Below are 12,841 nucleotides of genomic sequence, written 5' to 3' on the forward strand. Positions count from 1 at the left end.
CGGCTCGGACCGGGCGTCGGCTTCCGGGGCTTCCCGCGAGGGGACCGGGCCGTGCCGACGTCGATCGGCCGTCCGCAGGCGCGCGGTGCCGCAGGCGCGAGGTGGCCCGAACGCGAACCCCTCACGCCTGTCCGTGATGAACTCCCGCACCGGGTCGGCGGGCTCCTTCCGCGAGGAGGAGCGGACGCCGTGCACGGTGGTCGTGGAGCCGGTCATGAATGTCGGAACAGCCGGCTGTACGACGTGCCGGTAGCGGACTGCGCCCGCTCGCTTCGCGTCAGCCGGTCTTCTTCCGGTCGAACCACATCGTCGCCGCCGCAGGGACCAGGCCGGCCCAGAACAGCACGTGCAGGACCGTACGGTCCGTCCAGGGGATCTGGGTGATCAGCAGCGCGCAGAGCATGGCCCACGCCGCCTGGGCCAGGACGATCCGGGGCCACGTGCGGCGCCGTACGAGGGAGCGCAGGTTGACCCGGATACCGGCGCGGAGGCGGCGGTACCGCAGCAGGGCGCCCAGGGCCCAGATGACGGCCATCGGGACGAGGTCCCAGAGCCGCTGGCCGAGCGGCAGGGGCAGCTCGCGCCGGGTCTCGCCCTGGGTGGCGAACAGGTCGATGCCCACGGCGGCGAGGGCCAGGCAGAGCAGGGCCAGCCAGCGGACGCCGCGCAGCAGGCGGTACGAGGCCTCGTCCAGGCCGCGCTGCATCGGCGTCGAGTCGGGGGCGGAGGCCAGGGCGTCGGCGTACAGGGTGGCGGCCTCCGCCGCCTTCACGCCGGGGGCCGCCGCCGTCCTCTGCGTCCACCGTTCCAGGGCTTCCTCGTGCTGCGGGTCGAGGCGGAGGATGGCCTCGTCGAGCTGGTCGGCGGCGTCGCGGTCGCCCGCCAGGTCGGCGATCGACCACGCCACCTCGTAGCCGTACACCTCCTCCGGCCCGAGCCGGATGGCCTCCCGGGCCAGTTCGCCGGACTCCCGTAGGGCGGCCAGGTACGCCTCGCGCGGGATCTCGCCGCCGTTGGCCTGGGCGGCGCGGAACGACTTGATGCGCCAGAGCCAGTTCGCGAGCAACGCGTAGCCATACCAGTAGTCGGGGGCGAGGCGGATCACCTCGCGCAGCACTTCCTCGGTCTCCGGGAAGCGGCGCACTTCCCGGAGGGCGTGCGCGTGCATGACGAGCGCCCCGATGTCCTCGGGGTCCAGCGCCAGCGCCCGCTCCGTCGCCTCCAGGGCCTTGGCGCCGTCCTTCTCGTCGCACAGGTGGCTGCGGGCGAGCTTGACCCAGGCCCGTACGTCCTCCGGGTCCTCCGCGAGCCGGCGGGCCAGCAGTTCCCTGGCCTCGTCGTACCGCTTGAGGTCGATGAGCAGGTCGGCCCGCTCCACGGCGGGGTGTACGGCCGTGGTCACAGCTTGCGCCTCTTCTTCAGGTAGGTGACCAGGTCGTCGTACATGCCGCCCTGGTTGGCGAACATGGCCACGTTCCGCGCGGAGGCGAACCACGGCTCGGCGGACGGGACGACCTCCTTCGCGGCGGTCAGCAGGTCCTTCATGCCGATCATGCGGATGGTTCCGGTGCGCGCGGAGTCCAGCAGCGCCCGCTCAGCGGCCGCCTCGCAGACATGGGCCAGGTCCGCGCCGGACAGGCCGTCGGTGGCCTTGACGAGCTTGCCCAGGTCGATGTTCTCGATGGGTCGGTCCCGCAGGTGGTAGCGGAGGATCGCCTCGCGCGCGGCGGCGTCCGGCGGCAGGACGAGGATCGTCCGGTCCAGGCGGCCGGGGCGGCGGAGGGCGAGGTCAACGTCCCAGGGGACGTTGGTGGCGGCCAGTACGAACACGCCCTCGTTGGCCGCCGAGTCGATGCCGTCGAGTTCGGTGAGCAGCTGGTTCACGGTGTTGCGCATGCCGCTGTGCGCGGTGCGGCTGCGCTTGGCGCCGAGGGCGTCGAGCTCGTCCAGGAAGATCACGCAGGGCGCCTGGCGGCGGGCGGTCTCGAAGACCTCGTGCATGTTGCGCTCGGAGTTGCCCATCCACATGTCGAGCACGTCGTTGATCGACACCGACAGGAACGCGGCGCCGAGTTCGCCGGCGACGGCCCGCGCGATGAACGTCTTGCCGCAGCCGGGCGGCCCGTACAGCAGCAGCCCGCCGCGCAGGCTCTTGCCGTACAGCCTGCGCAGTTCCGGGTTGCGCAGCGGAGCGAGGAAGGCGGCCTCCAGGCGGTCTTTCACGTCCTGCATGCCGCCGACGTCGGCCAGCCGTACGGTGCCGGGCCCCTCCACGTCCCACGCGTCGACGTCCCCGGGGTCGTCCTGCCCGTCCGCGCGGACCGGCGTCTCGACGAAGCGCGGCGGCACGACGTCACCGACCTGCTGCTCGGCGGCCTTCCAGTCGAACCCGGGCCGCCGGTGCGGCGGTTGCAGCGCCGGCGCCGGTGCCGACGGAGCGGCAGGAGCCGCCGGGGCCGGGGCCACCGGGGTGCCCATCGCCCGGGCCATCAGGTCCCGGGCCTGGGCGTCGCCCGGCGCGTGCTGGAGGGCCGCGGCAGCCTCGGCGACGGCTTCGTCTGACCGGCCCGCCTCCAGCAGGAGCTGGGCGAGGTGCAGTCGCAGAGGTACGTCGGTGGGTGCGGCGGCGACGGCGGTACGCAGACTCTGGAGGAGCGGGGAGTCGTCGGGCATGATCCACAGCCTACGCCCGGCGTACGACGGGGGTTCGGGGTGGTGTGCATACGGGCGTGGGCTGGACCGGTTGACCGGCCGACGGACGCGCCGGACGCTCCTGGGACCCTTTCTAAGTGGTGCCGGGGCGGTGGGGCCGGGCCGTTCAGAGGGTGATCGCGTTCAGAGCCGCCGGGGCCGGCGCCGGCCTTGGGCTGCTCGGTGTTGTGGCGTTGGGCGTTGTGGTGTCCGGTGTTGTGGTGTCCGGGGCGTACTCGTGCCAGGCCGTGGCCAAGCGTCGTACCGCCTCCGACAGGACGTCGGGGGCCAGGAGGAAGTGCAGGCGCAGGCGTGCGGTACTGCCGCCGAGCGTGTCCATCGTGGCACCGGGCAGCACTGCCACCCCGTGGCGGAGCGCGACTTGGGTGAAGGCGACGCCGTCGCCGTACGGGAGGTGCACCCAGAGGGTCTGGCCGCCTGTGGCCGGTGGGCAGGTCCAGGACGGCAGCAGGCGGGCCAGTTCGGCCCGGAGGTGGTCGTGGCCGGCGCGCAGGGTCCGTACCCGTGCGGCCGTGAGCGGTTCGTAGGCGTCCAGCAGGCGGGTCGCCGCCAGTTGCGCCGGCACGTCGCTGCCCAGGTCGTGGATGGCCTTGAGCCGGGCCAGCCGGGAGATCAGTGCCGCGGGCCCTCGCACCCAGCCGATGCGCAGCCCGCCCCAGACGACCTTGCTGAGCGACCCGACGCCGATGACCTCGCCGTAGGAGGACAGGGGCGGCGGCGCCGGTGCGGGGTCGAACGCGAGGTCGGCGAGCACCTCGTCGTCGACGAGCGGCACTCCCAGGCTGTTGGCGGCCTCGACGAGGCGGCGCCCGGGCAAGGGCGGCAGCACGGTGCCGGTCGGGTTGTGGAAGCGGGGGATGACGTAGGCGAGGGCGGGGCGGTGGCGGTCCATCACCCTGATCGCCTCTGTCACGTCGATGCCGTCCGGTCCCACGGCCACCGGGTGGGGTATCGCCGCCGCCTCCCTGAGCAGGTCGAGCGCGCCAGGGTACGTCGGCGACTCGATCAGCACCCCGTCGCCGGGTGCGACCAGCAGCCGGATCAGCAGCGCCAGCGCCTGCTGGGCGCCGGTGGTGACCAGGATCTGCTCCGGACCGGTGGGAACACCTCGCCGGGCGTACCGCGCCGCGATCGCCGTCCGCAGTGCCGGCAGCCCGGCCGGGTGGTAGCCCAGGTCGCCGTCGGGCAGGGTCATCGTCCGGTACGCCTGCGTCACTTCGGGCGTCGGGCCCAGCGGTGCCGCGCAGCTCAGCAGGATCACGCCGTCCGGCGCCTCCAGCAGGTGGAGGAAGAGCGGGTTGGACGTCTCGCGCACGCGGGGACTCGGCGGAATCGCGGCCCGCGCGACGCGTGTTCCGCTGCCCTGGCGCCGCACCAGGCGCCCCTCCTGGCGCAAGGTGTCATACGCCGTCACGACCGTGGTCCGGCCGACCGCGAGCGCGGCGGCGAGCCGCCGGTCGGGCGGCAGCAGGGTGCCGGCGGCCAGCAACCCGTCGTCGATCAGCTGCCGGAGGCGGGCGGCGAGGAGGAGGTACAGCGGACCACGGCCGGCCGACCAGCGGCCGAGGCGGGCGACGAGGTCGTCCAGGGGAAGAGGAATTGGTTCCATCGCCGGACCAATCTGACGGGATTGGTCCTGTGGCCGCAAGTGGCTTTCGCCTTCACTGGGTTCCATGAGCCACGACGACACCGCAGCGCTGCGGCCCGAGACCCTCGCCGTTCACCCTCCCGAGGTCCGGGTCACCGGCAGCACGCCCCTGGGCGTCCCCCTCCACCAGGGGCACGTCTTCACCTTCGACACCGCCGACGCGATGGCCGAGGCCTTCCACTCGCCCGACGCCTTCGTCTACAGCCGTCTCGGCAACCCCACCGTCCGCGCCCTGGAGGACGCCGTCGCCCGGCTGGAAGGCGGAGCCGCCGCCCTCTCCTACGCCTCCGGTATGGGCGCCATCAACGGTGTCCTGCTCGGGCTGCTCTCCGCCGGGGACCATGTCATCGCGCAGCGGTGCCTCTACGGCGGTACGTACGCGGTGCTGACCGACCTCGCCGCGCGCTGGGGTGTGGAGGTGACGTACGTCTCCGGGACCGATGCGGAGGAGGTGCGTCAGGCGCTGCGGCCCCGGACACGGCTGCTGTACCTGGAGACCATCGCCAACCCGACCACCCGGGTCGCCGATCTGCCCGCCCTGATCGCGGTCGCTGCCGAGGCGGGCGTGCCCAGCGCCGTGGACAACACCTTCGCCTCGCCGCTGCTGTGCCGGCCGATCGAGTACGGCGCCGACATCGTGATCCACTCGGCGACGAAGTACCTGGCCGGGCATGCGGACGTCCTGGGCGGGATCGCCGTCTTCAAGGACGCCGAGCTGTACGGCCGTATCCGCCACTACGCGATCGAACAGGGCGCCATCACCGATCCGTTCGCCGCGTGGCTGACCCTGCGTGGCCTGCAGACGCTGCCGCTGCGCATGGAGCGGCAGAGTGCGAGCGCCCGTGAGCTGGCCGGCCGGCTCGCCGCGCACCCGGCGGTGGCGGCCGTGCGCCACCCGGCGCTCGCCGACCACCCCGACCACGCGGTCGCGCGGCGGCTGCTGCCGAAGGGCTGCGGCGGGGTGGTCTCCTTCGACCTCGCGGGCGGGCGTGAGGGGGGCCGCACGTTCATCGAGGCGGTGCGCCTGGCCGCCCTGACCGCTTCCCTCGGCGATGTGAAGACCCTGGTGATGCACCCGGCCTCCACCTCCCATCGCCAGCTCGACGCCGCCGCCCTCGACGCGGCCGGCATCGGCCCCGGGATGGTGCGGATGTCCGTCGGGATCGAGCACGTCGAGGACCTGTGGGCGGACCTGGAGCAGGCGCTGGACCGGGTCACGAAGGCAGCCTGAGTACGCCGAGCGCCCGACGTCGTGGGCACCTGCCTCGCACGGTGCGCCGTTGGGCACTCTCTGACGCTGACCGCCTGGGAGGGGGAAGGGGCATCCCGGCCCCGGTCCTGTTCCCCCGTCCTGGTCCTGCTCCCGGTCACGGTCCTGTTCCCCGCCCTGGTCCTGGTCCAGGTCCCGGTCCTGTTCCCCGCCCTGGTCCTGGTCCAGGTCCCGGTCCCGGTCCCGGTCCCGGTCTCGCGGCCGTGGCCGTGGCCGGGACGGCTGATCAGGCCACCCGGTTGACGTGGCCGCCGCCCGCCTGCTCCCGCAGCGCGGCTTGCAGCCGGTCCCGGACCGCGATCTGGGCCGCGATGCGCTCGTTGAGGACCGCCAGCCGGTCCAGCGCCACCTGCAGGCCCTTGTCCGATGGCGGTGCGGCGGTCACATCGCCGTCCAGGCACGGCAGGAACACCCGCACGTCGTCCAGGGTCAGCCCGACCGACAGCAGGTGGCGGATGTTGCGGACCCGTACCGCCGCCCGCTCGTCGTAGACGCGGTAGCCGTTGGAGGCCCGCTCGGAGGAGATCAGCCCCGCCTCTTCGTAGTGCCGCAGCGCACGGGGACTCGACCCCGTTGCCCTGGCCAGAGCACCGATCCGCATCCGTCCCACCTCCTGGACCACTCCTATCACGCCACGACCGCACCGCCGTCGACCGGGAGCACCACTCCGGTGATGAACGACGCGGCCGGCGCGGCAAGTTGGGTGATCGCCCAGGCCACCTCCTCCGGGCGCCCGATCCGGCCCAGGGGGGTGTGCGCCAGCTGCCACTCCCGCACCGCGGCCATCCGCTCAGGCGTCAGCCCTTGGTGCTCGCCGATGGGTGTGTCGATCGCCCCGGGAGCGACCGCCACCACCCGGACTCCGCGCGGCGCCAGCTCGACCGCCCAACTGCGGGTCAGTACCTCCAGAGCCGACTTCGTCGCCGCGTACACCGAGCTGCCGGGCCAAGCCCGCTGCCCCACCGACGTACTGACGTTGACGATGACACCGCGCGATGCCTCCAGAGGCGGCAGCGCGGCCTGGGCGAGAAGTACCGGAGCGATGAGGTTGGTTCCGAGCTGAGCCGTGATCATCGACGGCGACAGTGTGCCGAGGGCGCCGCTGCGCACGATACCGGCGTTGTTGACCAGCACGTCCAGCCGGCCGTAGCGCGCCAGCACGGCGTGGACGATCCGCTCGGGCTCCCCCGCAGCGGTGATGTCGGCGGGCATCGGCACGATCCCCTCGTGCCCTGCCGCCGTCTCCTTGAGCGGTTCGCTCCGCCGGCCTATCGCGACCACGTGGGCGCCCTCGGCGGCGAAGGCCCGGGCGGTCGCCCGGCCGATGCCGGTGCCGGCTCCGGTGACGACGACGATCCTGCTGCTGTGCGGTGCGGTGGTGTCCATGCGGGTCATCGTGCGACCTTGCCGCCAGTGGCAAGGTCAACAGCGCAACTGTTCGACCGTCTCCCGGAATGTCCGCTGCGGGGTTCCGTGAGCACCGGGTGGGCAGTGGCGGGCGTCCCCGGCCCATGCGGAATGCCGCACCGGATCGTGCACTCGGTAACATCACGCCGGGAGGCCGCAGTGAGCCTGGCCAGATGAGGGAGTCATGAGCGAGGACGTGCTGTCGATCATTCCGACCGACCCGCGGTGGCAGCCGGAACGCGATGCGGTTGACCACCTCCTCTCCCTGGTCCGGGAACTGACCCCCGGAGTCGTCGAAGGTGACGTCGACATCGACGTGACGTGGCACGACGAAATCACCGCCGTCGACTGCGGGGGGAACCTGGAGAGGATCGGCTGCCCCCTGTGCCAGGCGTCCATCGACACGGAGTGGTGGGCTGATCTCCTTGAGGCCCACTGCGACGACGGCTTCACGACCCTCGCGATCGAAGCCCCGTGCTGCGGGGGCTCCACCACTCTGGACGCGCTGGATTACGACTGGCCCTGTGGCTTCGCCCGGTTCGAGGTCGCCATCTGGAACCCCGAGTACCCCGCGTTCGGCGAGGAGGAGCTCACGGCGCTCGCGAACCGCCTGGGCCACCCCGTGAAGCAGATCCGGGCCCATATCTGAACGTGACGGCTGCTCAGCGGCCGGCAGGCCCACGGGTCAGCAGGTCCGCGGGTCAGCGGGGCCGCGGGTCAGCGGGGGCGCGGGTCAGCGGGGGCGGCTGGGCCTCAGGGCGCCCACGGCAGTCGGAGTGCTTCGAGCTCGGAGTCGTTCAGCAGCGCCTCGATCAGGGCCGGTGGGCCGGCGACCTTGGTGGCCCACAGGTCGTAGTCGGTGCAGAGGACCCACGAGCGATCGTCCGCCCACAGGTTGGACGGGCTGAAGTCGGCCTCGGGGGCGTCGTACAGCAGCTCCGCGTCGCCGAGGCGCCCCGCACGCACACGCAGGTCGTCGAAATCCGTGGTCCTGAGCATCAGCGGGTTGTAGTAGGCCAGGCAGCGGGTGTCCTGGCCCGCGGGAGCGTGCTCGACGAGAACGCCGATCAGCCGGTTCCACGTCGTGCGGTCCAGGCTTCCCTCGGTGGGCGGGAGGATGCCGAGCGGCCAGCTGTCGTGCTTCTTCGCCGAGGGGAAGCAACGGTGGGAGGGCAGCAGTCCGTCGGGCACGACGGGGTCACCGGTCCGCCGGGCGAGTTCCGCCCAGCGCAGCCGCCGCCAGCCGGGGCCGGGGTGCTCGGCGCGGCCCAGTCCGCCTCCTGTGGCGACGCCCACGTCCGTGAGGTCGACGCCCCCGATTCCGAAGGGCTGGACCTTGCCCTGCGACCTTCGCGCCTGCTGGTGCTCGTGGTACGAGATCTCGGCCGCCCCCTGCCCGTGCCCGCGCTCGTGCTCCTGCTCCCGCTCGTACATGGCGTTGAGCACCCAGCACGCGTCGGGCATCGCCGGCGGCATGAAGCCGGTCACGCCGTCGCCGCACCGTTCGAGCAGCCAGTGGGTCGCGTCGGACGGCGCGAGGGGCCACAGGTCTGACAGCGGGTCGCGGTGCTCGGACATGCGGACATGATGCCCCTTGCGGCCGGCGGCGCTTTCCCGGCCCCCTCTGGCCCCCCTCCGGCTGCCCTCTGACCGACCTCTGACCGACCTCTGACCGCCGCCTGCGGGAGCGTCACCCGGCCGAGCGGCGGCACCCTCGGCGTTTTGGCCACTGCCGTGCCGAGCCGGGCCCTTTGCGCGGTATGGGTCGATGCATCGCACATGCTCCGCCACGCGCTCTATCTCAAGGTTCACGGTCCGTCCGAAACACAGGTGTTCGAAATTGCGGTGGCGTCGTTGAGCCTCACGACCCAGCAGCGACTGACCAGGGAGGCCACTTGACCTCGGCCCCAACCCACGAGAAGCAGGACACCTCACCGCCCTTCCCTCCTCCGGCGGAGATCACCTACAGCGGGCAGTACTCCGTCAACCCGCTCGCCGAGGTCTCCTTCCGGCGCATGTGCGCGCAGATCCCGAACGTGCTGCGCGGGATCGCCCGGCTGTCGTGGAGGGTAGACCGGCGCGCGGTGCGGCTCCTGGTCCTGTGCCAGGCGCTCACCGGCGTTTCGGCCGCCGTCCTGCTGACCGCGACCGCCGAGGCCATGGAACCGATCCTCTCGGACGACGCCGTCACCGACCGGCTCCGCAGCGCCCTGCCCGCACTCGTGGTGGTGGCCCTCGCCGCCGCCCTCGGTCGCGGAGCGGGATCCGCGGCCACCTACGCCGAGCGGCGGATCACACCGCGGCTGACCACGGAGATGGACACCGCCCTGGTCGAAGCGGTGTGCCGGGTGGAGGCCGCCGCCTACGCGGAGGACGGGTTCTCGGACCGGCAGGAGGCCGCCGAGATGGGCGTGATCCGTACGCACGTGATGGTCGGCGACGCCCAGCGGTTCGTATCCGCCCTGATCCGCATGGCCACCGCGGGCGGCGTCCTGTCGGTGCTGAACGTGCTGATGCTGCCGCTGCTGTTGCTCGCCGTCCTCCCGGCCGGCATCGGCGCCGTACTGACCGCCCGGGTGGACTACGAGACCCACTACGCCAACGTGGCCGACCGCAATGTGCGCGGCATGATGCGGTGGTGGTCCACGACCTCGAAGTACGCCGACGAGGTCCGCGCCAACTCGATGACCGACTACCTGGTCTTCTGGTATCGCGCCCTGTCGGACCGGTGCGATCGCCGTACCCTCGCCGCCACGCCGCGTACCCTGCGGATCTCCCTGCTCTCGTCGCTGGCCGGCGGTTTCTTCCTCGTCGTCACCTGGGGAGCGCTGGCCTGGCTCGCCGTGACCGGCCGGATCGAACTCGCCGTCGCCGCCACCGCCGTCGTCGCCGTGCAGACGACGCTCGCCGCCCTGTCGCAGGTCGTCCTCAACGGAGCCGCGGTCTTCCACACCAGCCTGTACCTCGGCGACATGCAGTCCTTCCTCGACGACGCGGCGCGCCGCGCGCCGAGGCGCGGCCCCCGTACCGTGACCGCCCCGGTCGAGGAGATCAAGGTCGACGAAGCCGTCTACCAGTACCCGGGCAAGGACAAGCCCGCCGTCGACGGCGTGTCCCTCACGCTGCGGCGCGGCGAGATCCTGGCCATCGTGGGGGCCAACGGCTCGGGCAAGTCCACCCTGACCCGGCTGCTGACCGGCATCTACCTGCCCGACAAGGGCAAGGTCACCTGGAACGGCACGGCCCTCGCCGACGTCGATCCCGCCACCGTATGGGCGAACACCGGTCTCGTGCCGCAGATCTTCGCCCAGTGGCCGCTCCGCGTCCGGGAGAACGTGACACTCGGCCAGCCCCGCACCCACGGCGACGGTCCCGTGTGGGAGGCCGTCGACGCCGTCGGGCTGCGCGAAGCCGTCGAGGACCTGCCCGCCGGGCTGGACACCCTCCTCGCCCGCGACGTGTTCGGCGGATCGGAGCTCTCCGGCGGCCAGTGGCAGCGCATCGCCTGTTCGAGGGCCCTGTACCGCCGTCCGGGCCTGCTGATCCTCGACGAGCCGACCTCGCAGATGGATCCGCGCGGTGAGCACCAGATCTTCGAGCGGATCAAAGCCATCGCCGCCGAGCGCATCACCATCGTGGTCACCCACCGGCTGGAGAACACGAAGATCGCGGACCACATCGTCGTGATGGAACACGGTCGGATCACCGAACAGGGCCGCTACGACGACCTCGTCCACGCCGGCGGAACCTTCGCCGAGCTTCTGGAGCTGTCGCAGGACCGCTGACCTGCCCGCCCCGGCAGCCGGTCCCGCACCGGGCCGGCTGTACGTCGCCCCGCGGCCGGGGCGGGTGCCGAGCCGCGCCCGTTGGCGTTGAGGCCCTCGCCCCGGTCCGCGGCCGCGGCCGCGGTCGCGGTCGCGGTCGATGCGGCAAGGAGGCGCGTTCGTTGGCATGATGAGGCCATGACGATTCACGGGGGACAGCAGGACCCGACCAGTTACGAGCTCCAGCCGCCGGGACCGGCGGTTTCGCCGGCGCAGCCGCCGTTGCCTCCGCCCGTACCGCCGCAGGTGGCGCCGCGCGTGCAGACGGGGGTGCGGCCGGAGGTGCCGGGGAAGGCCGGCGAGACGGGCGTGCCCGGGCCGGAGGCCGGTGCGGGGCGGCTGGTGGGCGGGCGGTACCGGCTGCTGGAGCGGCTCGGTGCCGGAGGCATGGGGACCGTCTGGCGGGCGCGCGACGAGGTGGTGGACCGCGACGTGGCCGTCAAGGAGCCGCGCCTGCCGGACACGCTGACCGCCGGCGAGCGCCACAACGCGCACCAGCGCATGGAGCGGGAGGCCCGCGCGGCGGCCCGTATCGACCATCCCTCGGTCGTCACCATCCACGACGTCGTCACCGAGGGCGACAGCCCCTGGATCGTGATGGAGCTGGTACGCGGCCGGTCTCTCGCCGACCTGCTCGACGAGGGCACGCTCCCCTCGCCGGAGGCGGCCCGGATCGGTGTCGCGGTGCTCGGCGCGCTCTCCGCCGCCCACGAGGCCGGAGTGCTGCACCGGGACGTGAAGCCCGGCAACGTCATGGTCGGCCGCCACGACAGGGTCGTCCTCACGGACTTCGGCATCGCGCAGGTGGAGGGCGAGCAGAAGCTCACCGAGACCGGCGGCTTCGTCGGCTCCCCCGAGTACGTCGCCCCCGAGCGCGTACTGGGACGCAGGCCGGGGCCCGAGTCGGACCTGTGGTCCCTGGGCGTGATGCTCTACCAGGCCGTCGAGGGCGTTTCGCCGTTCCGCCGCCAGACCACCCCGTCCACTCTCCAGGCGATCCTGCTGGCCGAGTTGCCGCCCACCCAGCACGCCGGGGACCTGGGGGACGTGATCCGCGGACTGCTGCGCAAGGAGCCGGAGGCCCGGCTGTCCGCCACGGAGGCGCTGGCGATGCTGCGTGCCGCCGCGGCGCCCCGCGAGACCCGGCCGGTCCAGGACACCGCCCGCTCCGCCACGGCGCCCCCCGGCTCCGGCGGGCCCGTCGCGGCCGACGACGGCTCGGCGCGCAGGAAGCGTTACGCGCTGGTGGCCGCCGCCGGGGCGGCGGTGCTCGCGCTCGTCACGACGCTGGTGTTCCAGTTCACCGGGGACGAGCTGCCGGAGGGGTGGAAGCGGTACGACGAGTACCGGATGCAGCTCTCCGTCGCGGCGCCCGCGGACTGGAAGATCACCACCGAGGACGCACTGGACAACCAGGCGGGCCCCTACACCGCGACCCGCTACACCTCGCCCTCCGGTGACACGTCGATCCTGGTGGACGAGTTGAAGAACGTCACCGAGACCCCGCTGGCGACCGCGGAACGCTGGAAGCGCGAGTACACCGAGGCCACTCCGCCGCAGGGCGGTCAGCCGGCCGTGGCGGCCGCGAAGCCGGACAACCACCAGGGCCGGGACGCCGCGCTCTTCACCACCACCCACAGCGTGGACGCCGAGGGCACACCCCGCCGTCTGAACAAGACGCTCGTCGTGGTCACCTCCCGCCAGGAGCGGCTCACCCTCACGGTCTCCCTGCCCGCCGGCAAGGAAGCGGAGAAGAAGGCCGACGAGCTCCTGGGCAAGGCGCGGTCGGAGTTCGAGATCCGCGACCTGTGACGGACGCCCGGCGGGCCGTCCTCCCCCTCCACGCGGAGGGGGAGGCGGCGCCGGTACCGGACGATCACCGGTTGCGCGCCGCCTGACCAGCTGCACCGCCCTGCCGGGCCGACGATCACTGGAACCGGGGGAAGTGTGCCCGAGCAAGCCGTGTCCGGTGTGGACTCC

The 12,841-nt window shown here is 72.7% G+C and carries 10 protein-coding genes; 4 read left to right on the forward strand and 6 right to left on the reverse strand.

Features of this window, described 5'->3' with window-relative positions:
• Positions 1–277 precede the first annotated feature (277 nt).
• The 3 genes from ACZ42X_RS30660 to ACZ42X_RS30670 all read right to left on the reverse strand — a co-directional run bounded on the left by ACZ42X_RS30660 (position 278) and on the right by ACZ42X_RS30670 (position 4,321).
• Positions 278–1,402 (reverse strand): tetratricopeptide repeat protein, encoded by a 1,125-nt coding sequence (locus ACZ42X_RS30660; protein WP_468296873.1) that lies wholly within the window; start codon positions 1,400–1,402, stop codon positions 278–280.
• Entirely contained in the window at positions 1,399–2,673 is a 1,275-nt protein-coding gene (locus tag ACZ42X_RS30665) for an ATP-binding protein (protein ID WP_468296876.1), read from the reverse strand. Before ACZ42X_RS30665 ends, ACZ42X_RS30660 begins: the two co-directional genes overlap by 4 nt.
• 145 nt (positions 2,674–2,818) lie before the next feature.
• On the reverse strand, positions 2,819–4,321 hold the full coding sequence (locus tag ACZ42X_RS30670) for an aminotransferase-like domain-containing protein (RefSeq protein WP_468296880.1): 1,503 nt from the start codon (positions 4,319–4,321) through the stop codon (positions 2,819–2,821).
• A 64-nt stretch (positions 4,322–4,385) separates the two neighbouring features.
• On the opposite strand from ACZ42X_RS30670, the gene ACZ42X_RS30675 reads away from it, so the two are divergent.
• Positions 4,386–5,591, forward strand: a complete 1,206-nt coding sequence (locus ACZ42X_RS30675) for a trans-sulfuration enzyme family protein (RefSeq protein WP_468296882.1) — start codon at positions 4,386–4,388, stop codon at positions 5,589–5,591.
• A gap of 265 nt (positions 5,592–5,856) precedes the next feature.
• Here ACZ42X_RS30675 and ACZ42X_RS30680 read toward each other — a convergent pair whose 3' ends face one another.
• Both ACZ42X_RS30680 and ACZ42X_RS30685 read right to left on the reverse strand, forming a co-directional pair.
• Positions 5,857–6,231: a MerR family transcriptional regulator gene (locus tag ACZ42X_RS30680; protein WP_468296884.1), complete on the reverse strand. Its 375-nt coding sequence runs from the start codon at positions 6,229–6,231 to the stop codon at positions 5,857–5,859.
• Positions 6,232–6,257: 26 nt separating this feature from the next.
• The gene (locus tag ACZ42X_RS30685) at positions 6,258–7,025 is read right to left on the reverse strand and encodes an SDR family NAD(P)-dependent oxidoreductase (protein WP_468296887.1); all 768 of its coding nucleotides are present in this window, start codon (positions 7,023–7,025) and stop codon (positions 6,258–6,260) included.
• A gap of 196 nt (positions 7,026–7,221) precedes the next feature.
• Between ACZ42X_RS30685 and ACZ42X_RS30690 the strand changes: the two genes are divergently transcribed.
• Entirely contained in the window at positions 7,222–7,686 is a 465-nt protein-coding gene (locus ACZ42X_RS30690; RefSeq protein ID WP_468296889.1) for a hypothetical protein, read from the forward strand.
• Between the two features lie 104 nt (positions 7,687–7,790).
• On the opposite strand, the gene ACZ42X_RS30695 is transcribed toward ACZ42X_RS30690, so the two are convergent.
• Positions 7,791–8,615, reverse strand: a complete 825-nt coding sequence (locus tag ACZ42X_RS30695; protein WP_468296892.1) for a hypothetical protein — start codon at positions 8,613–8,615, stop codon at positions 7,791–7,793.
• 317 nt (positions 8,616–8,932) lie between these two features.
• Between ACZ42X_RS30695 and ACZ42X_RS30700 the strand changes: the two genes are divergently transcribed.
• Together ACZ42X_RS30700 and ACZ42X_RS30705 are read left to right on the forward strand one after the other, a co-directional pair.
• On the forward strand, positions 8,933–10,822 hold the full coding sequence (locus tag ACZ42X_RS30700; protein ID WP_468296895.1) for an ATP-binding cassette domain-containing protein: 1,890 nt from the start codon (positions 8,933–8,935) through the stop codon (positions 10,820–10,822).
• A 177-nt stretch (positions 10,823–10,999) separates the two neighbouring features.
• Positions 11,000–12,673 (forward strand): serine/threonine-protein kinase, encoded by a 1,674-nt coding sequence (locus tag ACZ42X_RS30705; protein WP_468296898.1) that lies wholly within the window; start codon positions 11,000–11,002, stop codon positions 12,671–12,673.
• Positions 12,674–12,841: the final 168 nt, after the last annotated feature.

It is taken from the genome of Streptomyces sp. NPDC030862 (assembly GCF_055571835.1).

Excerpts from the sequence above, each read along its gene's own strand:
- ACZ42X_RS30675 (WP_468296882.1), top strand. The coding sequence starts at position 4,386 with ATGAGCCACGACGACACCGCAGCGCTGCGGCCCGAGACCCTCGCCGTT.
- ACZ42X_RS30665 (WP_468296876.1), bottom strand. The coding sequence starts at position 2,673 with ATGCCCGACGACTCCCCGCTCCTCCAGAGTCTGCGTACCGCCGTCGCC.
- ACZ42X_RS30695 (WP_468296892.1), bottom strand. The coding sequence starts at position 8,615 with ATGTCCGAGCACCGCGACCCGCTGTCAGACCTGTGGCCCCTCGCGCCG.
- ACZ42X_RS30680 (WP_468296884.1), bottom strand. The coding sequence starts at position 6,231 with ATGCGGATCGGTGCTCTGGCCAGGGCAACGGGGTCGAGTCCCCGTGCG.
- ACZ42X_RS30690 (WP_468296889.1), top strand. The coding sequence starts at position 7,222 with ATGAGCGAGGACGTGCTGTCGATCATTCCGACCGACCCGCGGTGGCAG.
- ACZ42X_RS30670 (WP_468296880.1), bottom strand. The coding sequence starts at position 4,321 with ATGGAACCAATTCCTCTTCCCCTGGACGACCTCGTCGCCCGCCTCGGC.
- ACZ42X_RS30705 (WP_468296898.1), top strand. The coding sequence starts at position 11,000 with ATGACGATTCACGGGGGACAGCAGGACCCGACCAGTTACGAGCTCCAG.
- ACZ42X_RS30685 (WP_468296887.1), bottom strand. The coding sequence starts at position 7,025 with ATGACCCGCATGGACACCACCGCACCGCACAGCAGCAGGATCGTCGTC.